Here is a 25820-nt window from a genome sequence, read left to right on the forward strand (position 1 = left end):
AATGAAGGTTATATTTGCAAATTCTTTTAATAGCCTAAAACATAAACAGATAATTTTTAAAGACTTTTAATTCTTTAATTTAAATACTATTTACTTGTAACATCATTATACTTTATGTAACATAATTTAAACTATAACCTTGTAGTTGTTTTTCAATTCAACACCTAGTCCTATGGTTTTTATGGCTTTAGACGCAGTTGAGTCATATTTTTTTTGTATTGTATGTAATTGTAACATTCTTAAAATTGAATCTGCTTTATTACATATAATTTAGCAATTCAATAATTTAATTTTACATAATGAAAAAAATAGTGGTTTGGGCGTTGATTGCTTCAATGGCGGGTTTTCTCTTTGGTTTTGATACTGTAGTGATTTCAGGAGCAGATAAAAAATTACAACAACTTTGGAATTCATCCGATGCATTTCATGGAACAGTGGTTATGGGAATGGCATTGTGGGGTACTGTTATCGGTGCAATATTTGGAGGAATTCCAACAAATAAGATTGGAAGAAAAAACACTTTACTATGGATAGGTATATTATTTTTCTTTTCAGCAATTGGCTCAGCATTTGCCAATAATCCATTCGTTTTTGCTGCTTTTAGATTTATAGGTGGTCTAGGCGTTGGAGCATCCACCATCGCTGCTCCAGCGTATATTTCTGAAATTGCTCCGGCAAAAGATAGAGGAAGACTTGTTGCTTTTTATCAATTTAATATCGTTTTGGGTATTCTTATGGCTTTTTTGTCTAACTATCTTTTAAATGATGTAGGTGAAAATTCTTGGAGATGGATGATGGGAGTACAAGCAATTCCGTCTGTAATATATATTTCTTTAATTATTTCTATTCCTAAAAGTCCAAGATGGCTATTGTCTAAATTCAGGAATGAAGAAGCGAGAAAAGTTTTGAAGTTGATGGGTCAAGAAGCTGATTATGAAAATATGAAAAAAGAAATAGAAGTTGACAATGATAATGCATCACTTGCAAATGATAACATATTTTTAAAGAAATACAAGAAACCTTTAGTATTAGCTTTTTTAATGGCATTTTTTAATCAACTATCTGGTATTAATGCTTTTTTATATTATTCAAGTAGGATATTTCAAGAGGCAGGTCTTGGAGAAAGCACCGCTTTACTTAGTAGTATCGGAATTGGCGTAGTAAATTTAATTTTTACTCTGGTGGGTGTTTTCTTAATTGACAAATTAGGACGCAAAATATTAATGTACATCGGTTCAGTAGGATATATTATCTCTCTCTCTCTTGTTGCTATGGCTTTCTTTTTTGAATGGGGAGGAATTGCTGTTCCAGTTTTCTTATTTCTATTTATTGCAGCACACGCAATAGGACAAGGTGCTGTAATTTGGGTTTTTATATCTGAAATTTTCCCAAATCATTTAAGAGCATCGGGTCAATCATTTGGAAGCACCACACATTGGGTTCTCGCAGCTATCATTCCATCATTAATTCCATATTTATTTTCTACAGTGGGAGCTGGAGCAGTGTTCTTGTTTTTTGCAATAATGATGGTTTTTCAACTGTTGTTTGTCGCTTTTATGATGCCGGAAACCAAAGGAATTTCATTGGAAGAATTAAGTAAAAATTTAATAAATAAATAAAATTATGAAAAAAATAAAAATTAAAAAATATGTTGGAATGTTAAGTTGTATGGTGATTCTTTCGGGAGCAGTAAGCTGTAAAAACGGTACTATTTCAGATAAAAAAGTTTATTCTGAAGAAGATTTGTATCGCCCAAATTTTCATTTCACTCCTAAAAAAGGATGGATGAATGATCCTAATGGTATGTTTTACTACAATGGGTATTACCATCTTTTTTATCAGTATTATCCCGATTCAAATGTATGGGGACCTATGCACTGGGGACACGCTATTAGCACAGATCTAATAACTTGGACAGAGAAACCTATTGCTCTTTATCCAGATGAAAAAGGATATATATTTTCAGGAAGTGCTGTTGTGGATGTAAAAAACACTTCAGGATTTGGGAGCTTAAAAAACCCACCGATGGTAGCCATGTTTACCTATCATGATATGAAGAAAGAAAAGGCTGGGGAGACAAATTATCAGTCGCAAGGAATCGCGTATTCATTAAATGAAGGTTTGACTTGGACGAAATATGAAGCGAATCCAATTATTGAAAATCCAAATATTAAAGATTTTAGAGATCCCAAAATGACTTGGGACGCAATACATCAACAATGGATCATGGTTTTGGCAGCAGGTGATAAAACGATGTTTTATAGGTCTAAAAACTTGAAAGAATGGGAATTGCTTTCAGATTTCGGAAAAGATATAGGAGCTCATGGAGGTGTTTGGGAATGCCCGGATTTTTTCCCGATACTTGTTGAAGGTAGCGATGATTATAAATGGGTAATGCTATTAAGCATCAATCCTGGAGGACCAAATGGTGGTTCAGCAACCCAATATTTTGTAGGTGATTTTGATGGAAAAACTTTTACGTTGGACAAAACCTTTTCTCAAGACCTTAAAGAGCAAGAGGCACTTTACATTGACTACGGTAGAGATAATTATGCAGGCGTTACTTGGGCAAATATTTCTGAAGTTGATGGAAGAAAATTATTTATAGGATGGATGTCAAATTGGCAATACGCGGAAAAAGTACCCACCGAAAAGTGGAGAAGCAGTATGACCATTCCAAGAGAATTATCACTTGTAAAAGAAAATGGTCGCTATCGAATTGCTTTTCAGCCGGTTAGAGAATTAAACAATTATATTTCCAAGACCATCAAAAAAGAAACCCTCAAAATAGATAAGGAAACAATAATCACAGATCAATCGCTGGTGGATTTATCAAAAGTAGAAATTCGTTTTACTCTAAAAGGTTTAAAAAAGGATGTTTATACTTTTTCTTTTTCGAATAAATCTAAGAATACATTACGATTTGGAATCAATACTAAAGACAAATACTTTTTTATAGACAGAAAAAACTCGGGTGATTTATCCTTTTCAGATGTTTTTGCAAATACAGTTTCAAAAGCTCCGTTTACCGAAGATTTCGCTACAATGGAAGTCAAGGTCATAGTTGATAAAACCTCTATTGAAGTATTTTACAATAATGGAAAGACAGTAATGACTGAAATATTTTTTCCGGAAAAACCTATGGAAACATTCACGGTATCTAAAGCAAATTTCAATTTCTCCGTTGAAAATTTAATAATTAACCAACTAAATTTTAATTAACCCAACAAATTATGAAACACAAAATTATTCTTTACCTAATTTTAATGGGGTCCGTTTTTTCATTAACGGCTCAAAACATAAGTGTCAAAGGAGTTGTAACTTCATCTGCAGACGGCATGTCGCTTCCTGGTGCATCAGTATTGGTGTCAGGGACAAATACTGCAACGTCAACTGATCTGGACGGACAGTTTACGATTAATAATGTAGATAAAAATGCAACTTTAATATTTAGTTTTACGGGATACGAATCTCAGTCCGTTAAACTTAATGGACAAACTATTGTAAATGTTTCTTTGAAAGAAGAATCCTTAAATCTGCAAGAGGTTGTTGTAACTGGTTATTCTAAAGAGAAAAAAGCTGATTTAACTGGTGCAGTTACAGTAGTAGAACTAAAACCTATAACTGGGCAAACCATGAGTTCTGGAAATGCTATGCAAGCTTTGCAAGGAAGGGTAGCTGGTTTGACTATAGAGAAATCAGGTGATCCAAGTGGAGCCAATAGTAGAATATTAATTAGGGGGGTAAGTACACTTGGTAATACAGATCCTTTGTATGTGATTGATGGTGTTCCTACAACAAGGCCAGAGGTTTTTGCTAGTTTGAGTCCAAGTGCTATTGCATCTATTCAAGTCTTAAAAGATGCATCGGCTTCCTCTATTTATGGTTCTAGAGCTGCCAATGGGGTAATCATTGTTACCACTAAAAATGCTGCTAAAGGGGGTGTGACTACAGTATCATATAGTACAAACGTTTCTGTTCTTTCGGAGAAAAAACAACGATATACAATGCTCAATGCCGTTGATAGAGGAAAAGTATTATGGCAAGCATCTGTTAACGATGGAGCAAGTCCATCTGGTGGATATGGTGAAATCTATAATTTTGATTGGAATAACGATTATAACAATCCAGTATTGAATAGTGTAACTGTAAAACCTTATGTAGGTGGAGATACTAATGTTCCTTCGGGGGATACTGATTGGCAGGATACTGTATATAAAACAGGACTTCTTATCAATAATGATTTATCTGTATCTGGAGGATCTGAAAAAGCAAATGCAGTATTAAATCTTGGGTATTTAGATAATTCTGGGATGTTAAAATACACTAATTATGAGAGATATTCTGCAAGACTTAATGCCAATTTCAAGTTGTTTAACGATAAGGTAAGATTTGGTATTAATTCTCAATTCACACAATCAAATGAAAGAACTGCCGCTAATGATGTAGGAAACGCACCTACACCTGGTTTAGCAATAACCTTAGCGCCAACTATTCCTGTTTACACAGCATCTGGTGATTATGCAGGCCCATTGGGATCCGGATATTCTGACAGAAACAACCCATTATTAATGCAATATTTGAACAGATGGGATAATAATAAAAGAATGGCTCTATACGGTAATGTTTTTACTGAAATTGACATTATAAAAGGGCTAACCTTTAGAAATAGTATTGGAATGGATTTTAATGATTACAACAGAAAAGACATTGAACCGATTGTGAGAAATGGATTTGTCAACCGAAGCAACAATAGTTTAACTTTTGACACCAATAAATATTCTAGTTTAACAATCTCAAATACTTTAAACTATAATTTTACTGCATCCGAGCATAAATTTGGAATCCTTGTTGGTACTGAATCAACTAAAACGGATTTGAATTCGTTGTTTGCACGTGCAGAGGGATTTGCGGTTGAATCAGAATCTTATTTTACACTATCTGCAGCTACTGGGATTAGAACAAACAATGGAATTTCAACTGGTAGTAGACTACTTTCTCAGTTTGGTAAATTTAATTATTCTTTTTCTGACCGATATTTAGCTTCATTCACTATTCGTCGAGATGGGTCATCAAGATTTGGTGAAGATAATAGATATGGTATTTTTCCAGCTGTTACTGCAGGATGGAGAATCAACAATGAAGAGTTTCTTAAAAATGTTACGGCCGTTTCCAACCTGAAATTACGTGCTGGTTACGGAGAAGTAGGAAATCAGTCTATTGGAGATAATGCTCGTTTTGGGCTATATGAAGCCCGTTATGGACCGAATCAAAATGTGTTTTTCCCTGATTTTTTCAATATTTTTTATAATGTTGGAACTGCCTATGATTTGAACGGAACTAATACAGGAAACTTGCCATCTGGATTTGTGTCTATACAAGCAGCGAATTCAGGATTAAAATGGGAAACTACCAAAGAGGTTAACGTAGGTTTGGATTTTGGTTTTTTCGCAGATAAATTATCAGGTTCATTTGATTATTTTTCAAGAAACACCGTTGGGATCTTAATTAAACCACCAGTAGCATCTGCTGTAGGAGAAGGACAACAACGTTTTGTAAATGGTGCTTCGACTGCAAATAAAGGTTGGGAACTTACAGTAGGATATGCAGATAAATTAGATAATGGACTGTCTTTTAATGTTACGACAAATTTTGGAGCAACAAAAAATAAAATTACACAGTTACCGGCAGAAGTTAGGGCAGCCTATCCAGGGACTGCTTTAAACTCGATAATTGGTCATTCACAGTTTGAAGTTTTTGGGTTTAAAACGGATGGATTATTCCAAAATCAAGCTGAAATAGATGCACATGCTACTCAAGTAGGTTCTCGATTGGGAGGTATCAAATTTGTAGATATCAATAATGATGGCGTTATTAATTCGGATGACAGAACTTTTATCGGTACAACACTTCCAAAATTAGAATATGGTATTAATATTAGTTTAGGGTATAGAAATATTGATTTCTCCATTTTTGGTTCTGGTGTAGCTGGAAGAGTTGGTGTTGATCCGTATATTTTTTGGAACAATTTTGTTCAAGGAAGAGATAATGCAGGGCCAGGAACATTGAATGCTTGGACACCGACAAATACAAATACTGAGGTACCATCTCTTTCATTAGCAAACAATGACACACAGATGTCAGATTATATCTTACGAAACAATTCCTATTTCAAACTTAGGAACATGCAAATTGGATATTCATTATCAGATGAGTTGTTACAAAAATCAGGATTCATTACTAGTTGCAGGATATATGCACAAGGGGAAAATTTATTTTGGATAACTCCAAAAGGATATATTGGTTCCGATCCTGAACGAACAGATGTTAACAGAATACCAGTACCAACGACATTCTCATTAGGTGTAAACTTTAATTTTTAATTAATTATCATGAAGAAATATAATAATATAGTTATCAGCTTCTTGTCAATCCTTTTATTGGCATCATGTAGCTCAGATTTTTTAGAATATGAACCTACAGGAGTATTGTCGTCTGGAAATGTGGCGACAGCTGCAAATGCTGAAGCTCTTGTAAATGCGGCCTATGCTGCAATTGGGAATGACGAAATGGTAGGGCCTATCACAAACCAATGGGTTTACGGAAGTGTACGATCTGATGATGCCTATAAAGGAGGAGGAGGTCGTGGCGATGTTGATGTAATTGACCGTTACGAGCAATACAACACTACTATTGCAGATTATGGAGATTTCATGTTGCCACGAACCTGGACAAATCATTACAAAGCCATCTCCAGAGCTAATTTTGCTTTATCCGTTATCAATGCCATTCCAGATGCAGATTATCCACTAAAAAAAGTGAGACAAGCGGAATTGCGTTTTTTGAGAGCCCATTCTCATTTTATGCTTAAATTGTTGTTTAATAAAGTTCCCTATATCACAGAAGAACTTACTCAAGAAGATATATTAAAAACATCAAATGATTTGTCAAGTGATGCATTATGGGACAAAATTGCTGAAGATTTTCTTTTTGCATTCGATAATTTGGCACAAAGTCAGGATCAGGTAGGAAGAGCCGATAAAAATGCGGCAGCTGCTTATCTGGCAAAATTAAATTTATATCAGGCTTATAAGCAAAACGAGTCACACCAGGTTACAAGTATAGATGCGGCAAAATTACAAAAAGTAATAGATTATGCGGATAAAGTAACGGGTGCTTTAGAGGCAGATTATGGATTTGATTTTTTGGATGGACGTGATAATGGCGCCGAATCAATCTGGGCTGTTCAGTTTTCGATTAATGATGGTACAAATATTGGAAGAGTTAGTTTTGTTACAGGATTAAATTCACCTCATGGAACACCTCTTTACGGTTGTTGCGGTTTTCATATGGCAAGCCAAAATATGGTGAATGCATTTAAAACAGATGCCAATGGATTGCCTTTATTAGATACGTTCAATAATTCTGATATTTTTAATACAATTACCAATGGTGTTGCGCCATTAGTTGCCGGAGTAACACTTGATCCAAGAATTGATCATACAGTAGGAGTTCCAGGAAGACCTTTTAAATATAAAAACACTTTGAAAAGTTCCGGAGACATGATTTACAAATTCAGCTGGGCAAGAGATCCAGGTGTTTATGGATACTTTGGGAATATGAAAGAGCAACAATCACCAGACTGTTCTTGCTACGTGAAAAACGGGCCATTCATTGGTACTTCGAAAAATGTTGATTTTATTAGATATGCAGATGTTTTGTTATTCAAAGCGGAGGCATTAATACAATTAAACAGATTTACAGAAGCATTGCCAATAATTAATCAAATAAGAGTAAGAGCTGCAGCCAGTACTGGAATGCCTTTAGCAGCAGGAGCTTCAGATGTTTATAAAGTTCAGCCTTACGCTTCTTTTCCTTCTAAAGATTACGCTTTCAAAGCACTTATGTTTGAAAGACGTTTGGAGTTTGGTATGGAAGGTCCTCGATTTTATGATCTTGTAAGATGGGGTAAAGCTGAGTCAGTTTTGAACGCCTATCTTACTGTAGAAAAAACTAAAAGAGATTTTCTTTCTAATGCGAGATTTACTGCAGGTAGAGATGAATATTATCCGATACCTCAAAGAGAGATTGATTTTACAGGTGGATTATACAAACAAAATCCTGGGTATTAATAACAGGATTTAAAAAGGTTTTGTTTTAGTTAGTAAATTCGGTTGGAGGCAAGTATTTTACTTGCCTTTAACTTTTTTATATCAAAGCTCTAATGCTTACTGAGTAGAAGAATAGGATAGAAAACAAAAATTATGAAATGAACATGACCTGAAATTGATTGCAAACACAAATGAAGATATGCGAATTACAGATGACCAATAAAAACAATAAATATCTACAAATGAAAGAAAAATATACATGTTCAACGAAAGTAAAGCTGATGTTTCTATGGAGTTGTATTATGATGGTATCGCATTTATCAGGACAAATAATAACGATTCCAATTAGTACAGCAAATAGCGTCGTACTAATGCAAACAGATAGCAACAACAGACTTAGAACCATTTATTTTGGCAAGCCCCTTGAAAACGACACTGAATATGCTGGGGTTTCTGCCAACTATAATTATGATGAATCTAACGCAGGGATTTATAATTCATCCTATACGCCTGCCGGAACGTGGAATCTGTCAGAACCTGCTATTCAAGTCAAACACGCAGATGGAAATCCTTCTTTGGAGCTGAAGTATCTGAGTCATAAAAAAGAAATAATTGATGAAAATACTTCTATTACAAGCATTCTTTTAAAAGATCCTGTTTACCCGTTTGAGGTTACTTTAATTTATAAAGTTTGGACAAAAGAAAATATAATAGAACAGTGGACCGAAATAAAACACAAGGAGAAAAAACCTGTGCTGTTGCAAAAATATGCTTCGGCTAATTTATACTTTGCAGGTAAAGATTTCTATCTCACCAGCTTTCAGGGAGAATATTTAAAAGAAATGCAGCCTGCAGAAACTAAACTTATTCAAGGCATTAGAACGTTAGATTCTAAATTGGGAACACGATCGATGCTTTTGCAAACGCCTAATTTTATATTGTCTTTTGGAAAGCCCGCCTCAGAAAATGAGGGAAGTGTTATGTTAGGCCAATTGGCTTGGAGTAGTAATTTCAAGCTTGATTTTGAAATCGATTCTCATAAAAACCTTCGACTCATCGCAGGTATTAATCCATTTGCCTCGGAATATTCTCTGGCTCCAAATGAAATTTTTAAAACACCCTCTCTCATCTATGCCTTATCTAATAATGGAACAGGCGAAGCCAGCAGAAATCTTCACGATTGGGCAAGAAAATACAGACTTCTTGATGGTCAAGGCGAACGACTTACCTTATTGAATAATTGGGAAGCCACCTATTTTGATTTTGATGAAAATAAAATAGTAGACTTATTCAAAGACGCTAAAGATTTAGGAGTAGATATGTTTTTATTGGATGACGGTTGGTTTGGGAATAAATATCCAAGAAACAATGATGACGCCGGTCTTGGCGATTGGCAGGAAAATAAAAAGAAATTGCCGAGCGGTTTGGGTTATTTGGTAAAAGAAGCAAAAAAAGAAGGAATAAAATTCGGTATTTGGATTGAACCTGAAATGGTAAATCCAAAAAGTGAACTCTATGAAAAGCATCCGGATTGGGTTATAAAACAACCGCAAAGACCTGAAATTTATTATAGAAATCAAATGGTCTTGGATATGTCTAATCCCGAAGTACAGGATTTCGTTTATGGGATTGTGGATAATCTATTCGTGAAAAATCCAGAATTAGCATTTATAAAATGGGATTGTAATGCGGTAATTTACAACGCCTATTCATCATACCTTAACAAAAAAGGATTGCCGCAATCTAATTTGTATGTAGATTATACGGAAGGTTTGTATAAAGTGCTCCAGCGAATTCGAGCAAAATATCCAAAAGTTCCAATGATGCTGTGTTCCGGAGGTGGCGGTCGTGGTGATTACGAATTACTCAAATATTTTACAGAATTTTGGCCAACAGATGACACAGAACCTTTAGAAAGAATTTTTGTTCAATGGGATTACTCTTACTTCTTCCCTTCCATCGCTACAGATAATCACGTTACTGACTGGGGGAAACAACCGCTAAAATTTAGAGTCGATGTTGCCAGTATGGGTAAATTAGGCTTTGATATTGTTGCAGGAAAGTTGGATGAAAAGGACAAATTATTCTGCAAACAAGCCATAACTAGTTACAATTCTTTCAAAGATATAGTATGGCATGGCGATATGTATCGTTTGGTCAATCCACATGAAAATGATATTGCTGCTTTAATGTATGTAAATCCAGACAAAAGCAAAGCGATAGTTTTTAACTATCTGGTAAATAACAGGTTTAACATAACAGCAACGAAACGGCCAGTGGTATTGAATGGATTAAATTCAAAGAAAAAATACACCGTAAAAGAAATTAATTTGTATCCAGGCGAGACTTCATCAATTGCTTCCGATAAAGTGTACACAGGAGATTTCTTGATGAAAGCAGGAATCAATCCTAATGTTAACCTAAAAAGAACAAGTGTATTGCTTGAGGTAAATGAGGTGCAATAATCAAAATAGTAATTCATTTTTATTTTTTACACCGTATTTGGATAAACGGGAAAGACGTAAATTTGATGTAAATCAAAACATAAAATAATATAATATAGGCTTGCAGTTTATTTTGCAAGCTCTTAATTTTGAGAAGTATGAAAACAAAAAAAACGTTGAGCGTAGTTGCTTTTGGGGAAGTATTGTGGGATGTTTTTCCCACTCATAAAAAAATTGGAGGAGCACCGTTAAATGTGGCATTAAGGATGAGTTCTTTGGGGGCAAAGACAACTATTATAAGTAGCGTTGGACCTGATGAAAAGGGGGATGAAATTATCTCATTTATAAAGAGCAAAAACGAAAGTACTGACTTTATACAAATTGCGGATGATTATAAAACGGGGGTTGTAAATGTTATGGTCAATGAGAAAGGCAACGCCTCCTACGACATCTCGTATCCTTCTGCATGGGATAAAATACACTTGACCCAGCAAATGGAGCAAAAGGTTTCGGAATCTGACGTTTTTGTTTTTGGAAGCTTAATCTGTCGGGATGAAATTTCCAGATCTACATTGTTAAGCTTATTGCAAAAAGCTAAATATAAAGTTTTTGATGCCAACCTAAGAGCTCCATATTATACTACGGACGTTCTAAATGAATTGATGTTAAAAGCTGATTTCATCAAACTTAATGATGAAGAATTATGGGAAATCAGCAAAAATTTAGAATCACCGTACAATTCTTTTGAACAAAACATCAAGTTTATAGCTGAAAAAACAAACACAAAACAAGTCTGTGTAACCAAGGGAGCTTTTGGAGCTGTTTTGTATAGCAACGATAAATTTTATTATAACAGTGGTTATTTTATAAATGTGATTGATACTGTTGGTGCAGGCGATTCTTTTTTAGCTACTTTAATACTAAGGTTACTGAAAGGAAAATCCCCTCAAAAATCTTTGAATTATGCCTGCGCAGTTGGTGCATTAGTGGCTGGTCACGAAGGAGCTAACCCAATAATTTCTAATGTAGCAATCAGAAAGTACATGATGCTGGAAGAAAAAAATCAAATCAAAAAATAGGTTTTCTAATGCAACATAGAAATTTATTTTCCTATCCGGAATATTTAATCGCTAAACATAAGGTACAATCAAGCGGTCTCTCTTTGTTCCGTTCGGCAGCTCCAGTCGGGTTCCCCTGAACTCTTTTCAGGTCCCTATAGCGATTTTCTTTCGGGTTTCCCTCCATTCCGCTGACACTTCACAGCACTAAAAAAACAGCAGTCCCGCTAAAAGAAAAGGCTGGACAGCTGTTTTTTTTGCACTGTTACGTTCCTCATCTTCACACTTTAACTTCCTGCGTTCGTCAGTGCTATTACATTCACAATACCGCTTCATTGAATTATACACCCCAGGCTCCGTTCCATTGCATTAAAGCAGTATCATGTCTTTCGCCCTTTATTTTTTCAGCGGTGGTGCTCTTCGCGCAGCCATCGGGGTTGGCTCCGCTCCCTCTCTGTGCGTCTTACAATACCATCCCCATAAATTCATAACTCATAATTCATAACTCATAATTAATAATTCACAATTCATAACTTGTTTCAGGGTCTCTTCCAATATTAGTTTCAGGGTATCCCTCCATTTTCATTCGTCATTTATGCTGTTTTAGCGGCTTTATTTTTTTCTCTTTTTCCTTTTCAAAAAATTAAGGTCGAATTTTTAAAACTAATAAACCATACCGAATTCCATTTTTACGTATTGAAGATTTCAAAAAAGATTTAAACTCAAAAGTAAATGTAATGCTGCAGGAACATGACCTGCATATAAAACAGGTCCATGCGTTGAGGTTGTTGGAACAAAAAGAGGATCAATGCCATAAGAATATTGTCCTTATTAATGAAATGAGGAAAGAATTGTTGAACCGATTCTATAAACAGTAACACTTTGAGGACAAGCTAAATAATTACAATAGTTATAAAAATAAAACATAAATTAGCATACTGAAAAAAAATTTATTTAACATAAATACCATCATAGCAGCCATTTAATTGAAAGATTAAGCAATCGTATAGTATTAAATCATTTTCTAAACAATCCTTCATATGTATAAATTAAAAATCCTTTTTAGAAACACTGCAGTATTCCTGTTTGTTTTTAGCAGCGCTATTTTATTAGCCCAAAAATTACCCGGCAATGCTAAATTCAGCAAATTTCTGGATAATTATTACGAAGACGGCTTACTATTAAATCCATTGACAGCGACGCAAAGAGGCGACAACAGGTACAACGATTTATTTCCGAACGATATCGCTGAATCCTACCTTAAAAAACAACACGATTTTACGATCATGTATCAAAAACAGTTAGCCTCTTTTGATAGAAACAAGCTGAATTCCTTTGATAAAATTTCTTTTGATATCGTGAGCCTCCAAATAAAGCAAGCACTGGAAAGAGAAAAATTCAATTTTGAATACATGCCCTTTAGCCAGTTTAGAGGCTATCCCAGTTCATTACCTTCTCTAGGTTCAGGAAAAAGTTTTCAACCTTTTAAAACAGCGAAAGATTATGAAAACTGGCTAAAACGAATTGACGGTTTTACGATATGGGCCGATACTGCGATAGCTAATTTTAATAAAGGTATTGCAATGAAAATGGTGCTTCCCCGAGCCTTGGTGATTAAAATGATCCCGCAACTGGAAGCTCAAACTGCAACAGATACGCTCAAAAATATCTTTTATGAACCCGTTCGGAATATGCCAAGCTCCTTTTCAGCAAAAGAAAAAAAAACGATTCGATTGGCCTATCAAAACGCAATCAGTTCAAAAATCATCCCTACTTATCAAAAACTGGCCGATTATTTAAAAAATGTTTATTTACCAAAAGCCAGAACCACATCGGGCTTTAATGATTTGCCTAATGGAAAAGCTATGTATGCCTATTTGGTTAGAATGAGTACCACAACCAATCAAACCCCTGAAGAGATTTACCAAACCGGACTTCGGGAGGTGGAACGAATTACCAAAGAAATTGAAAATCTAAAGATTAAAATTGGCTTTCAGGGCGACCGAACTGCCTTTTTCAATTATGCCCTGACTGATCCCTCCTTTTTCCCTTTCACCACTGACGAAGAAATACTGGAAAGTTACCGAGCCATCCTGCCCATTATAGAACCGAAGCTGAAAAAATTGTTCAATATTGTTCCCAAAACAGCCTTCGAGGTAAAGGCAATTGAAAAGTTTAAAGCGGCGACTTCGGCCGCCAATTATGAAAGAGGCACCACGGACGGCAGCAGACCCGGTTATTTTAATGTTCCAATCGTTGACGCTACCAAATTCAATAAGTTGGGGATGGACAACCTTTTTATCCATGAAGCTATTCCGGGACACCATTTTCAATTGTCCTTACAACAAGAAAATCAGGACTTGCCAAAAATCAGACAATTTGCCTCGTATTCCGTTTTTTCTGAAGGCTGGGCTTTGTACGCCGAATCATTGGGTGAAGAATTAGGATTGTACACGGATCCTTATCAAAAATTGGCTGCCTACAAATCGGAGTTGTTTAGATCGATACGATTAGTAACAGACGTTGGATTGCATACCGGAACCATGACAAGAGAAGAGTCAATCCAATACATGATGGAAAAAGGAGGAAGAGAACAAAAGGCTTCTGTTTCTGAAACGGAAAGGTATATGGCAATTCCAGGACAGGCGCTTTCCTATAAAACAGGAGAATTGAAAATATCGGAATTGAAAGCCAAATATATAAAAAGCTTGGGTGCCAAGTTTGACATCAAAAAGTTTCACGATGCTATTTTGCAGGTTGGTTCCGTACCTTTAAGTGTGTTTGAAACTTATATGGAAAATTGGGCTTCCGAACAAATTAACTAAGGAGAATATGAGTATTAATTGGGGAAAACAGTTTTTTTAACCCAATCAAAATTATTATTTGTGACTTACAACAAAAAAAGCCTGATCTCACGACCAGGCTTTATAGTATGGCGGAAAAGGTTACCAATTATAACCGGTTTATTTTTCGCTGAACTTTTACACTGAACTTTTACGCTGAACTTTTACACTGAACTTTTACACTGAACTTTTACACTGAACTTGTTTCAGTGTCTCAGTGTCTCACTGTCTCAGTGTCTCAGTGTTTCTTTTTGAATTTTATCCGCCATTTTAAAAGTAGCGAAACCATAAAACTTACTGTGACTCCGACAACTGCTAAGATAATCGTTCTTAAAATATCTTCATAAAATAGGTTACCAAAAATACTCAACAAAGTGCCGGTCGCGGTACCCACTTTAAGTGAGATATTAGCCTCCAGCACGGGGTTTATTTACAACTTGCTGTTCTTTGCCACGGGCTTGTTTCAGGGCCGCTTCATCCAAAAGTACTTAACTAATCGCTGATAAAACACCTCCGGCAAAGGCAACATATCCCGCCACCGTAACAACTGCTGCAGATAAAATAATAGGAGAAGACATTAAACTTCCACTTACAGACAGCAAATCTAAGCCGATGATTATCAGACTTTTAAAAAACTTCGGTGTGGGTGCTTTTGCCCTTTCAATTATATTCATAATCATTTTCTTTACAGTAAATACTTATTTGTACTACTTCATTTCGCTCCAAAGCGGCATAAACCAAACTTTCTAGCTTTTTTAATGCTTTTCTGGAGGAACTGCCCTTTCCTATTCCGGTATGTTGAATTACCTTGATATTCAGAATACCTAGCCCAAAATATATTTATTTTTCCGTTTATACCAAAAACAATTTCAAGTGAAATTACTTGAATATAAAAGTTTACAAAATATGCTGATTTTGAGGTAGGATTAGAATATAAATTAAACAATCAAATTAGCGCTACTACATATTATCTTGTTTGCATTAATAAAAGAACTTAGTTAATTTCTTGAAATTTTCTCTATTTAAAAAAATACTTTTGAGAACTAATGAATGCACTTTTATTCTGAACAAGGTTGGCTTATAGACTAACGTATCCATTCCATTATTTCACCCGGATTTATCCTTATAATGTTTTGAAATTATATGCAATGCTCTATAAAGAGCTCAAATACGATAAAAGCCTTTTAAAAATTTAAAACCGACTGCCGTAATCGTCTATATTTTTTTTCATAAAAAACCCGCCTTTTGCAAATACAAAAAGACGGGTTTGAAACAGCAAAAATAAACCGAAATTTAAGTTTGGTTAAGGTTCGATAATTACTTTCATTGCTTTTTCTGCGGAAGCATTCCCAAAAACTTCATAGGCTTTCTCAATTTCATCCAGTTTAAAATGATGCGTAATCAACTTGTTAGGATCTATTTTTTTTGAGCTGACAGTCTTCAATAACATTGGAGTGGTGTTAGTATTAACCAAACCAGTTGTCAGAGTAATGTTCTGAATCCAAAGATTTTGCAGTTGAAAATCCACGCTTTTACCATGAACTCCAACAATGGCAATGTGGCCTCCCGGTCTGATGATTTTCTGACATACATCAAAAGTAGCAGGCATACCAACAGCTTCAATAGCAACATCTACCCCGTCTTTAGTTTCCGATAGGATTTTCTTGACAGCATCTTCATCACCAGAATTAATGGTATCAGTTGCCCCTAGTTCCTTCGCCAACTTCAGTCGGTTTTCATCCAAATCGATCATGTAAATTTTAGCCGGAGAATAAAACAAGGATGTCATTAATGCAGCCATTCCAACAGGACCTGCACCAACAATCGCAATAGTATCTCCCGGCTTAACTTGGCCGTTTTGCACCCCTATTTCATGTCCTGTGGGTAAAATATCGCTCAACATGACCAAAGCCTCTTGATCTGATTTGGCAGGTACTAGGTGTAAACTGTTATCGGCATGCGGAATACGAACATATTCGGCCTGAGTTCCGTTAATAAGATGACCTAAAATCCAACCACCATCTTCACAATGAGAATACATTTGCTTTTTACAATATTCACATGTCCCATCCGAAGTAATACAGGAAATAATTACATGGTCTCCTTTTTTAAAATTCCGAACGCCATCGCCAACGGTTTCAATAACACCTACTCCTTCATGACCCAAAGTGGTACCGGGTTTACAAGTGGGAGTTTTACCATGCAGAATCCCCAAATCTGTTCCGCAAATAGTGGTCTTTAAAACGCGAACCAAGGCATCTGTTGGTTTTTCAATTGTGGGTACTGGTATTTCTTTCAATTCAATTTTTCCGGGACCTCCGTAAACAAGGCCTTTCATAGTTTTTTTCATTTCTGTTCTTTAAAGATTAATGCATAAATAAGTGTTATATACCATCATTTCTCAAACTACTTATGCTAATTTGAGTTTGGTAAGAAGATTGACGACAAACGTTCGGTTAAATAAAATAAACGGCTGGGTGTGGACAAAGAACAATTTCTTTGTTCACTGACATCCTTATAAAGATACTGAAATAAGACAAGACTTACGGGAAAAATAAGGCTTTTAACATAGCATAAAAATCACAATCTTTTGGCAACAGCAACCCTATTTGAAGAATTGCGTTGTGCTCCTTCTCCAAGCAATAAATAACATCGATTTTCTTTTTATCTCAAATATTTAAGGTCTTTACTTCACTAAAATCGTTTTTTAGAAGTGATGGAAATAACCTTTAATGATGAATTATCCGAATTAACAAACGGCAGAAAACGAACTAATTGGCTGTGGTTCATTTTTTCTAAAATAGCAGGAATGGACTTCAGTGAATTCAATATACATTATGCCATCTAAAAAAGAGGAAGCTATGTAATATCTAAAACATTCAATTTTAATAAAAAAACTGATTGAAATCGAAAAAGCGTATTTGAAATAAATGACGAAGCAGCTTTGGAATTATCGGTAAATAAAAACTGAAGTGCTGAATGAACTTGTTTAGTAATTTTAAATAAAACCAATCCGGTTTTCCAACGATCTCTCAATAAATAGTAATAAGATAATTTCTGATGTTATGCCGAAAGATGGCTCGAGCCTTCCGCTGGTGTCACCTCTTTCTAATTTCATTATAATATTAAAAAATAATTGCTTTACATGCTGAAAATCAGTACATTTAGGTTGAATCTTAGGGGACTACAACCTGTAAATTTTAGAGGTCTATTTGATTTCAGGAAAAACCAATGGTGATATCTCTTGAAAAAATATCAGCCCTTGATTCACATTACTTAGTATAATTATTCAGTTTGCCACAAACAATTTTAAAGATGAAAAGTAAAACATCTAGAACAGTAGCCATAATAGTTGCACATCCTGATGATGAAGTCCTTTGGGCCGGCGGAATTATAATGAATAATCCCCAATGGCACTATTTCATTACCAGTCTTTGCCGAAAAAATGACGAAGTCCGTTCCTCTAAATTTTACAAGGTTTTAAAAATTCTTAATGCGCAGGGGATTATGGGCAATCTAGATGATGAACCTGAACAAAAACCTTTAGATTCTGCAGAAGTGGAGCAAAAAATTCTGGATTTATTACCTAATAAACATTTTGATTTAATTATATCTCATAGTCCATTTGGAGAATATACCAAACACTTAAGACACGAGGAAGCAGGCAAAGCAGTAATTAAGCTCTGGAACAAAGGTAAAATTGACACAAATAAACTTTGGGCTTTCGCCTATGAGGATGGAAATAATAAATACTTTCCAAAAGCAATTGAAAATACCCCCTATTTTGAAACGCTCACAAAACAGATTTGGACTAAAAAATACAATCTAATAACAGAAATCTATGGCTTCGAGAAAAACAGTTGGGAAGCGAAAACAACTCCAAAAGCAGAAGCATTTTGGGTTTTCAACAACCCAAATGAAGCAACTATGTTTTTGAATAAATAAAATTATATTATGAAAGTATTGGTACTCTATGATTATCCACCATCACCGGGCGGACTGGCTACACAAGGGGATCTTTTATACAAAGGTTTGCTCGAATTAGGAGTGGATGCGCGCGCCGCCCATTTTGGATCAGCGCAGGAAAAAGAATGGTATTATCGCTGGTTTCAACCCGATGTAGTGGTCGGTGTTGGCTACTGGGGACATACACCTCAGTTGATTTTACATCCACAAAAATTTAGTATTCAGCCGGTTCCTTGGTTGGTTGCAGATGGCTATATTGCCAATTATCAGGAAGTTTTAAATGAGCTTCCTTTAATATTAGTCACCTCACATTGGGTAAAAGAAATGTATGTCAGAGACGGAATCAGTGGAGATAAAATTGAAGTTTTACCTGTGGGTTGCGATACTAATTCTTTCAAACCGTACGATAAAAATAATCCTAAAATACTGGCTGTTCGTGAATTTTTAGGCATTTCTCCAGACCAGTTGATGATCTTAACAGTTGGTGGCGATGCTGCATCCAAAGGTGCCCAGGAAGTCATGCAAGCCTTGGCTATCATAAAGACTGAAGTACCCGATTGGAAATATGTATGCAAAGTTTGGCCTCAGCAACGCACCACATTTCAAAATTCTCTGGATTTACAAATGGCATCCGATTTGGGAATCAAAAAAAATATTACCTATGAAACAAATACCATTTCAAGAAATTTTATGCCTTACTTCCTTGCTGCTTGCGATATTTACGCTGCTCCATCTCGATTAGAAGGATTTGGAATGCCGCAGATCGAAGCCGGTGCCTGTGAAAAACCTGTTATTGGTATTAAAGCAATGGGAATGCTCGACACTCTGGTTGATGGTGAAACCGCATTTTTAGCTAATGTTGCACAAAAAATTGTGGTTAATGAAGTGACCCTTGGCCACGAATCAGGATTTGAAAACAATTATAAAGTTAAATTTAAAGAACCTCGAACGGTCGATTATCGCGCAAATGTTCAAGATATCGCCACCGGATTATCAACTCTGATGAATGATGCCGAATTAAGACAAAAAATGGGGAAAGCGGGCAGAAAACGGGTGGTTGAAAATTTTGATTATAAAATTGTTGCCCAAAGATTTATAGATATTATGCATGATAAATTAGGTATCAAATAAATGAAAAATCCTCAACAAACTTCAGCAATAAATGCGGCCAAAAAGGCAGCTCTGGAAGTGCTTTTACACAATATGCATGGTCCGTTTCACGGACTTCCCAGAACGGCTGCCTGGGGTTATCCGGAACCATACACACGAGATTTATTAATTTCGATTCTCGGAATTGCCGTTACCGGAAATGAAAAACTATTAAAAAGTATTCGGAAGGTTTTGGAAACTCTGGCGAAAAACCAAACAGAAAGAGGGCATATTTCATCGTTGGTTCACGATGCTGATGACAGAGGAGCCAGCGATACAACGCCTCTATTTTTGCTCGGAGTGGGTATTTATAGAAAAGTGATCAATGACCCCGATTTTCTAAAAGAAGCCGTTCAAAAAGCATTAGTCTGGATGGAATATCAAAGTCCGTCCGACATGTGTTTGGTTGCACAACAACCCACCAGTGACTGGCGTGATGAACAATGGGTCCTGGGCTATGGATTATTTATTAATACTTTGGTTTATAGTTTTTTAAAAATTTTAAATCAGTCTGAAAGAGCCGATCAAATACATGATGAAATGAATCGCTTTACCATTACGGGAGGTATAATTCACCGTCATGTACACGAAGGTTTAGTATTAAAACATAAACCTTATTATGCCTTTTGGTCGTACAAAGTTTTTAGCAGTGAACGTTTTGATCTGTTAGGAAATTCTCTTGCTATTTTATCGGGAATGGCTTCACCTACAAGAGCGAATGAAATGGTTTCCTGGATAGAATCCGAATGCGAAGCGATGAAAAACAGCGGATTGTTGGCAGTTGATTTGCCACCTAATTTTTTCCCTTTTACCAATCCGGACGATCCTGACTGGCACGAAAGATATTCCGAATTTAATAACCCGGGTGAGTACCATAATGGCGGTATTTGGCCATTTATATGCGGTTTTTATGTTGCGGCATTAGTTGCCGCTAAAAGGTTTACATTAGCAGAACAGAAATTAATAGTACTAACTGAATGCATGAAAAAGACGAATCTTTCGACTGAATCTGCGGCTAAAAACAATAATAAATCCATTAAATATATAACTACCGAAAATAAGGAATTTGGTTTTAATGAATGGATAAAAGCACAAGACGGCGAACCTAAAGGTCAAAATTGGCAAACTTGGAGTGCCGCCATGTATTTATATGCAGTGAAATGTGTGGAAGAAAAAAGAACGCCTTTTTTTGACGAAATACGACAGGAATAATTTAGTACAATTTACAACTAAAAGTTTTGTCTATAAGCCACAGCAGTGCTCTCACACTTCAGTAACATCATTGATGGCCACGCCGGAGTCCAACGCTGTAATGCTATTGCTCCTTTTACGCTAAATTTACTATCAACGCAGTGCGTTCACTACTCAGCGAATCGCAAATTTAAAAACAAAAAGCTGCCGGTGAAATAATACTATTTATTTTCGCAGGAAACTCCAGTCAAATGTTTCTGCCAATAAATCATTAATACCTTGCATCCTTTTATTTCCGTCGGCAGCTCCAGTAAGTTGTGCGTACAAAAAAGTCCTCTCTTCCTTCTCCTCTATCACAGCGCAATAAACAAATAACAATTAATGAAGAACGGGACAGCTATTTTTTTTCATTACAACACCCCTAATAAGTAAACTATTACAAATGAGCAAATTAAATTTAAATTAAAGCAAATTGCAATGAAAATTGCTAGGTGTTTAAATTTTAAAATTTAAAATATAATTGAAGTTTTAACTCTTTTTTCTTTTAATTTTTATTAAATTTAAGTTCATTTAAATCTATCTATTATGACTGTAAATCAAATATTAGACGTGAAAGGAATACAAGTTCATTCGATACATTCTACTATCACAGTATATGAAGCACTGAGGATAATGGGAGAAAAAAATGTTGGAGCTCTTTTAATTATAGAAGATAATGTTTTAAAAGGTGTTATATCTGAAAGGGATTATGCTCGAAAAATCGCTCTAAAAGATAAATCTTCAAGAGATACTTCCGTGCATGAAATAATGGATCGGGATGTAGTTACTGTAAAACCATCTGATAATTTAGATTATTGTATGGATTTGATGACAACCAAAAGAATAAGACATTTACCTGTTTTGTCTGATGATCAGGTTGTAGGTATTATTTCAATGGGTGATGTACTGAAGGCAATTATCGATATCCAAAAAAACACCATTGATCATTTGGATTCATACATCACTGGAACAAAGAAAATTTGAAATGAAATTATTAAACACTGAGCAGTAGTCTTTATAAACCTAATAATAAAACACGAAGCGGTCGTTTGACTTTTTATAATTGGGTTAATTTTTGCAAAATTTATCTTTTTAATTATTTTCAGCGAAAGAAGTTTTAAAAAATTTGGAAAAAAACCAAAATCTCAACGCTGGACATTATTGATATTTACTTATGGAAACCATCATCTTTTCAATTGTTCTTTTAGGGATTGCCTTTGCAGGGATTGCCATTAAAATAGTGGTAAAAAAAAACGGAAGGTTTTCCGGCACTTGCAGCAGTAACAATCCATTAGTACAAAACGAGGAAGGTACTTGTGGAATTTGCGGTGCAAAGCCTGAGGAAAAATGTAACTCTTAGTGCAATTCCTGTATCTCTTTTTTTAAACTTTCGGATGCATGTGTTTTCAAGTTTCCGTTATCATCATAAATAAAATACACTTCTAGTTTTAAATCTTCGTTGTTTTCTAAAAACTGAATCGATTTCTGCAACCCCATCACCATAAAAGCGGTGGCATAAGCGTCTGCAGTAATGCAATCATCAGCAATTACCGTGGCGCTTAATAAATTCTGTCTGGCGGGGTAGCCGGTTCTTGGGTCTATAATATGGGAAAATTTCTGGCCTTTTTCCTCGTAAAATTTTCGGTAGTTTCCGGAAGTAGCCAGTGCTTTATTATTTAAATTTATTATGGCTTCAAGTGTTCTTTCATACGTTGCTTTTTCATCAGGTTTATCAATACCAACTTTCCAATTCTCATTTTCTTTTTTTCCTTTTGCTTTTAGCTCTCCGCCAAGTTCTACTAAGTAATTGTTTATTCCTTTGCTTTCAAAATAATTAGCCAAAACATCAACTGTATATCCTTGTGCTAATGCATTAAAATCAATTTTGATCTCTAGGTTGGCTTTTATTATTTTGTTACCCTCAAGATTTACCATTTTGTAGCCAACAAAATGAAGTAAACTGTCAATGGTAGTGGATTCCTGAGTGTTCTTTTTTGTAATGCCAAATCCCCAGGAATTTACCAAAGGACCAACCGTTACATCAAAAAGACCATCGGTTTTCTGTGAAACTTCAAGCGATTTTTTAAACACGTCAATAAAATATTGGTCAACAGTAACACTTGTATCGTTATTATTTATCCTAGAAATAATTGAACCGGGAAGCCAAGTGGACATGGATGCGTCAATTTCTTTTAGCAATGAGTCAATGACTATTTTGTGATTGACTTGATCATCTGAAAAATAAGAAATGTGATACGTTGTTCCCTGCGCGTTTCCTTCGACCTTAATTAAAGATTTCTTATTGGAATTGCAGCCTGTAAACAAAAGAATGGATCCAAGGGTAGCGAGAAGGAATTTCATCATATCTATTTTTTTTATCCTCCAAAATCATCAAAAGCAATATTTTCTGTCGGTACACCAAGATCATCAAGCATTTTAAAAACCGCAGCATTCATCATAGGTGGTCCGCAGATATAATATTCAACGTCTTCTGGTGCTTCGTGATGCTTCAGATAGTTTTCAAAAAGCACATTATGAATGAAACCTGTATCACCTGTCCAATTGTCCTCAGGTAACGGTTCCGACAGTGCAATGGTATATTGAAAATTCGGGAATTCCTTTTCAATAACTCGGAAATGATCGGTATAAAAAACTTCCTTAGATGACCTTCCTCCATACCAGAAAGAAATTTTTCTATTTCTTTCTTTTAAGGTATGAAATAAATGAAATAAATGGGAACGCAACGGTGCCATTCCTGCACCACCACCAATGTAAATCATTTCGTTTTTTGTTGGCTTGATGTGGAAATCTCCAAATGGACCTGCAATATTTACTTTATCCCCCGGCTTTAGGGCAAATACATAGGAGGAGCAAATACCCGGATTTACCTTCATGAATCCCCCTGCTTTCCTGTCAAATGGAGGTGTAGCAAGGCGGATATTCAACATGATGATGTTTCCTTCGGCAGGATGATTAGCCATCGAGTAAGCACGAAAAATTGGTTCAGAATTTTTCATTTTTAGATCCCAGATCTTGAACTTATCATAATCTTCCTTAAATCGATCATCAATGTTATAAAGATCCCTTTTAAAATCAATTTCACATATGGGAACATCAATTTGTATATAAGATCCCGGCTCAAATTCCAGAAATTCTCCTTCAGGTAATTTTACTACAAGCTCTTTGATATAGGTGGCCACGTTATCATTTGACACAACCTCGCATTCCCATTTTTTAATTCCTAAAACTTTTTGTGGAATGGTTATTTCCATATCCTGTTTCACTTTTACCTGACAACCTAACCGCCAGTTTGATTGCTGTTGTTTTCTGGTAAAATAAGGCGTTTCTGTGGGTAAAATTGCACCGCCACCTGATAATACCTGACATTTGCACATGGCACAAGTTCCACTACCACCGCAGGCTGATGGTAAAAATATTTTTTGATTGGACAATGTGGTAAGCAGCGTTGAACCCGCTTTAGTTTCAAGTACTTCCTTACCGTTGATAATTATTTTAACTAATCCGGAAGGCGTAAGTTTAGATTTTGAATACAGAATAATATACACCAGCAGCAAATTGAATCCTAAGAAAACAACTATGCTGCTAATAACGGTCATACCATCAATACTTAGAATTATCATTTTTTATTTGTTTATCGATTTATAACGAAATCCCCATAAAACTCATAAATGCAATAGCCATTAATCCGGTTAAGATGAAAGTAATTCCCAAACCTCTTAAAGGTCCGGGGATATTGGAGTACCGTAATTTTTCCCGAATGGCTGATAATGCAACTATTGCCAGAAACCATCCCACTCCAGAACCCAATCCAAAAACGGCGGCCTCTCCTATTGTGGCGTATTCCCTTTCCTTCATAAATAGTGAGCCTCCCAAAATAGAACAGTTTACAGCAATAAGTGGTAAGAATATGCCTAAGGTGGTGTACAAAGCAGGTGCGTATTTTTCGACAATCATCTCTAACAACTGAACAATGGAGGCAATGGTTGCGATATACATGATAAAACTTAAAAAACTAAGATCAATTGTTGCAAAGTCGGAGGACAACCATTGTAAAGCTCCGACTTTTAAAACATAATTCTCCAGCATATAACAAACCGGCACCGAAATCAATAAAACAAATATCACAGCGAGCCCCAATCCTACGGCACTCTTTACGGTTTTGGAAATGGCTAAGTAAGAACACATGCCCAGGAAATAGGCAAATATCATATTCTCAATAAAAATTGCTTTTATAAAAATATTTACATGTTCCATAAAAAAATATTTAAATAGCGTTATCTTTTAGTTGTTTTCCGTATAATTATTTTGACTCTATTAATTTTCTGTTACGACTTCGTTGCACCCAAATGATAATTCCAACAATGATGAGCGCCATCGGTGGCATAATGAAGAAGCTATTATCAAAATATCCCATCTTATAAAAGGATTCCGGTATAATGCGAAAACCCATCAATTCACCGGAGCCTAGTAATTCTCTTATCATAGAAACGATTACCAATATTATTCCGTAACCAAATCCGTTGCCAATACCATCTAAAAATGAAGGCCAAGGTTTATTTGCCATTGCAAAGGCTTCCAACCTGCCCATGATGATACAGTTTGTAATAATCAGCCCAACAAAAACCGATAGTTGTTTACTTACATCAAACACAAAAGCTTTTAAAAATTGATCTACCAAAATAACCATGGTGGCAACTACCGTTAACTGAACAATAATTCGAATGCGGTTTGGAATACTATTTCTGAGAAATGAAATGATAACATTTGAAAAAGCACAAACCACAATAACTGCCAGAGCCATAACAATAGAGGGTTTCATTTTCACTGTAACCGCTAATGCTGAACAGATGCCCAATACTTGCACTGTAATTGGATTAGTATCGTTTAACGGGTCATACAAAAGCCGTTTATTTTTTGGAGAAAACAAACCTTCTTTTGGCTCTTTCGGCTTTATTGGAGTCGCTATTTCTGTGCTCATACACTGTTATTTAAGTTTAT

The 25820-nt window shown here is 35.5% G+C and carries 19 protein-coding genes and 1 pseudogene; 14 read left to right on the plus strand and 6 right to left on the minus strand.

What is annotated here, in order from left to right:
* Positions 1 to 299: 299 nt before the first annotated feature.
* The 8 genes from E0F89_RS14285 (at position 300) to E0F89_RS14320 (ending at position 14438) form a co-directional block, all read left to right on the plus strand.
* Positions 300 to 1619 carry a sugar porter family MFS transporter gene (locus E0F89_RS14285; RefSeq protein ID WP_131910455.1) on the plus strand — a complete coding sequence of 440 codons (1320 nt, stop codon included), beginning with the start codon at positions 300 to 302 and terminating at the stop codon, positions 1617 to 1619.
* 4 nt (positions 1620 to 1623) lie between these two features.
* Positions 1624 to 3222: a glycoside hydrolase family 32 protein gene (locus tag E0F89_RS14290; RefSeq protein ID WP_131910456.1), complete on the plus strand. Its 1599-nt coding sequence runs from the start codon at positions 1624 to 1626 to the stop codon at positions 3220 to 3222.
* 11 nt (positions 3223 to 3233) lie between these two features.
* Positions 3234 to 6383: a SusC/RagA family TonB-linked outer membrane protein gene (locus tag E0F89_RS14295; RefSeq protein WP_131910457.1), complete on the plus strand. Its 3150-nt coding sequence runs from the start codon at positions 3234 to 3236 to the stop codon at positions 6381 to 6383.
* 9 nt (positions 6384 to 6392) lie between these two features.
* On the plus strand, positions 6393 to 8132 hold the full coding sequence (locus E0F89_RS14300; protein ID WP_131910458.1) for a RagB/SusD family nutrient uptake outer membrane protein: 1740 nt from the start codon (positions 6393 to 6395) through the stop codon (positions 8130 to 8132).
* A 221-nt stretch (positions 8133 to 8353) separates the two neighbouring features.
* Positions 8354 to 10576 (plus strand): alpha-galactosidase, encoded by a 2223-nt coding sequence (locus tag E0F89_RS14305; protein ID WP_243699530.1) that lies wholly within the window; start codon positions 8354 to 8356, stop codon positions 10574 to 10576.
* 137 nt (positions 10577 to 10713) lie between these two features.
* Positions 10714 to 11634, plus strand: a complete 921-nt coding sequence (locus E0F89_RS14310) for a carbohydrate kinase family protein (RefSeq protein ID WP_131910459.1) — start codon at positions 10714 to 10716, stop codon at positions 11632 to 11634.
* A 659-nt stretch (positions 11635 to 12293) separates the two neighbouring features.
* Complete coding sequence (locus E0F89_RS17580) at positions 12294 to 12491, plus strand: DUF6943 family protein (protein ID WP_394345971.1); 198 nt, start codon at positions 12294 to 12296, stop codon at positions 12489 to 12491.
* A 162-nt stretch (positions 12492 to 12653) separates the two neighbouring features.
* Positions 12654 to 14438: a DUF885 domain-containing protein gene (locus E0F89_RS14320; RefSeq protein WP_131910460.1), complete on the plus strand. Its 1785-nt coding sequence runs from the start codon at positions 12654 to 12656 to the stop codon at positions 14436 to 14438.
* A gap of 506 nt (positions 14439 to 14944) precedes the next feature.
* Here the strand turns inward: E0F89_RS14320 and E0F89_RS14330 are convergent.
* Together E0F89_RS14330 and E0F89_RS14335 are read right to left on the minus strand one after the other, a co-directional pair.
* On the minus strand, positions 14945 to 15130 hold the full coding sequence (locus E0F89_RS14330) for a hypothetical protein (RefSeq protein ID WP_131910461.1): 186 nt from the start codon (positions 15128 to 15130) through the stop codon (positions 14945 to 14947).
* Between the two features lie 629 nt (positions 15131 to 15759).
* Positions 15760 to 16806, minus strand: a complete 1047-nt coding sequence (locus E0F89_RS14335; RefSeq protein WP_243699531.1) for a zinc-dependent alcohol dehydrogenase family protein — start codon at positions 16804 to 16806, stop codon at positions 15760 to 15762.
* A gap of 360 nt (positions 16807 to 17166) precedes the next feature.
* On the opposite strand from E0F89_RS14335, the pseudogene E0F89_RS17585 reads away from it, so the two are divergent.
* From E0F89_RS17585 to E0F89_RS14365, 6 genes and pseudogenes are all read left to right on the plus strand, one after another.
* Positions 17167 to 17304: pseudogene (locus tag E0F89_RS17585) on the plus strand (DUF1810 family protein); the annotation flags it as partial.
* 467 nt (positions 17305 to 17771) lie between these two features.
* Positions 17772 to 18401, plus strand: coding sequence for a PIG-L family deacetylase (locus E0F89_RS14345; RefSeq protein WP_131910463.1), 630 nt, complete (start codon positions 17772 to 17774; stop codon positions 18399 to 18401).
* A gap of 9 nt (positions 18402 to 18410) precedes the next feature.
* Positions 18411 to 19553 (plus strand): glycosyltransferase family 4 protein, encoded by a 1143-nt coding sequence (locus tag E0F89_RS14350; protein ID WP_131910464.1) that lies wholly within the window; start codon positions 18411 to 18413, stop codon positions 19551 to 19553.
* Complete coding sequence (locus tag E0F89_RS14355; protein ID WP_131910465.1) at positions 19554 to 20783, plus strand: glycoside hydrolase 100 family protein; 1230 nt, start codon at positions 19554 to 19556, stop codon at positions 20781 to 20783.
* Between the two features lie 564 nt (positions 20784 to 21347).
* Positions 21348 to 21785 carry a CBS domain-containing protein gene (locus E0F89_RS14360; RefSeq protein WP_131910466.1) on the plus strand — a complete coding sequence of 146 codons (438 nt, stop codon included), beginning with the start codon at positions 21348 to 21350 and terminating at the stop codon, positions 21783 to 21785.
* A 190-nt stretch (positions 21786 to 21975) separates the two neighbouring features.
* Positions 21976 to 22161 (plus strand): membrane or secreted protein, encoded by a 186-nt coding sequence (locus E0F89_RS14365; RefSeq protein ID WP_131910467.1) that lies wholly within the window; start codon positions 21976 to 21978, stop codon positions 22159 to 22161.
* Here the strand turns inward: E0F89_RS14365 and E0F89_RS14370 are convergent.
* Genes E0F89_RS14370 through E0F89_RS14385 form a run of 4 tightly spaced genes read right to left on the minus strand, consistent with a single transcriptional unit; the run spans position 22158 to position 25800 of the window.
* On the minus strand, positions 22158 to 23165 hold the full coding sequence (locus tag E0F89_RS14370; protein WP_131910468.1) for an FAD:protein FMN transferase: 1008 nt from the start codon (positions 23163 to 23165) through the stop codon (positions 22158 to 22160). The genes E0F89_RS14365 and E0F89_RS14370 overlap by 4 nt on opposite strands.
* Positions 23166 to 23176: 11 nt before the next feature.
* Complete coding sequence (gene nqrF / locus E0F89_RS14375; RefSeq protein ID WP_131910469.1) at positions 23177 to 24442, minus strand: NADH:ubiquinone reductase (Na(+)-transporting) subunit F; 1266 nt, start codon at positions 24440 to 24442, stop codon at positions 23177 to 23179.
* Positions 24443 to 24461: 19 nt separating this feature from the next.
* Positions 24462 to 25076 (minus strand): NADH:ubiquinone reductase (Na(+)-transporting) subunit E, encoded by a 615-nt coding sequence (gene nqrE / locus E0F89_RS14380; protein WP_131910470.1) that lies wholly within the window; start codon positions 25074 to 25076, stop codon positions 24462 to 24464.
* Between the two features lie 46 nt (positions 25077 to 25122).
* A complete protein-coding gene (locus tag E0F89_RS14385; protein WP_131910471.1) occupies positions 25123 to 25800 on the minus strand; it encodes an NADH:ubiquinone reductase (Na(+)-transporting) subunit D in 678 nt (225 codons plus the stop codon).
* Between the last annotated feature and the right edge of the window lie 20 nt (positions 25801 to 25820).

It is taken from the genome of Flavobacterium caseinilyticum (assembly GCF_004349085.1).
Lineage (GTDB): Bacteria > Bacteroidota > Bacteroidia > Flavobacteriales > Flavobacteriaceae > Flavobacterium > Flavobacterium caseinilyticum.

Excerpts from the sequence above, each read along its gene's own strand:
- E0F89_RS14285 (WP_131910455.1), top strand. The coding sequence starts at position 300 with ATGAAAAAAATAGTGGTTTGGGCGTTGATTGCTTCAATGGCGGGTTTT.
- E0F89_RS14290 (WP_131910456.1), top strand. The coding sequence starts at position 1,624 with ATGAAAAAAATAAAAATTAAAAAATATGTTGGAATGTTAAGTTGTATG.
- E0F89_RS14295 (WP_131910457.1), top strand. The coding sequence starts at position 3,234 with ATGAAACACAAAATTATTCTTTACCTAATTTTAATGGGGTCCGTTTTT.
- E0F89_RS14300 (WP_131910458.1), top strand. The coding sequence starts at position 6,393 with ATGAAGAAATATAATAATATAGTTATCAGCTTCTTGTCAATCCTTTTA.
- E0F89_RS14305 (WP_243699530.1), top strand. The coding sequence starts at position 8,354 with ATGAAAGAAAAATATACATGTTCAACGAAAGTAAAGCTGATGTTTCTA.
- E0F89_RS14310 (WP_131910459.1), top strand. The coding sequence starts at position 10,714 with ATGAAAACAAAAAAAACGTTGAGCGTAGTTGCTTTTGGGGAAGTATTG.
- E0F89_RS14320 (WP_131910460.1), top strand. The coding sequence starts at position 12,654 with ATGTATAAATTAAAAATCCTTTTTAGAAACACTGCAGTATTCCTGTTT.
- E0F89_RS14330 (WP_131910461.1), bottom strand. The coding sequence starts at position 15,130 with ATGAATATAATTGAAAGGGCAAAAGCACCCACACCGAAGTTTTTTAAA.
- E0F89_RS14335 (WP_243699531.1), bottom strand. The coding sequence starts at position 16,806 with ATGAAAAAAACTATGAAAGGCCTTGTTTACGGAGGTCCCGGAAAAATT.
- E0F89_RS14345 (WP_131910463.1), top strand. The coding sequence starts at position 17,772 with ATGAAAAGTAAAACATCTAGAACAGTAGCCATAATAGTTGCACATCCT.
- E0F89_RS14350 (WP_131910464.1), top strand. The coding sequence starts at position 18,411 with ATGAAAGTATTGGTACTCTATGATTATCCACCATCACCGGGCGGACTG.
- E0F89_RS14355 (WP_131910465.1), top strand. The coding sequence starts at position 19,554 with ATGAAAAATCCTCAACAAACTTCAGCAATAAATGCGGCCAAAAAGGCA.
- E0F89_RS14360 (WP_131910466.1), top strand. The coding sequence starts at position 21,348 with ATGACTGTAAATCAAATATTAGACGTGAAAGGAATACAAGTTCATTCG.
- E0F89_RS14365 (WP_131910467.1), top strand. The coding sequence starts at position 21,976 with ATGGAAACCATCATCTTTTCAATTGTTCTTTTAGGGATTGCCTTTGCA.
- E0F89_RS14370 (WP_131910468.1), bottom strand. The coding sequence starts at position 23,165 with ATGATGAAATTCCTTCTCGCTACCCTTGGATCCATTCTTTTGTTTACA.
- nqrF (WP_131910469.1), bottom strand. The coding sequence starts at position 24,442 with ATGATAATTCTAAGTATTGATGGTATGACCGTTATTAGCAGCATAGTT.
- nqrE (WP_131910470.1), bottom strand. The coding sequence starts at position 25,076 with ATGGAACATGTAAATATTTTTATAAAAGCAATTTTTATTGAGAATATG.
- E0F89_RS14385 (WP_131910471.1), bottom strand. The coding sequence starts at position 25,800 with ATGAGCACAGAAATAGCGACTCCAATAAAGCCGAAAGAGCCAAAAGAA.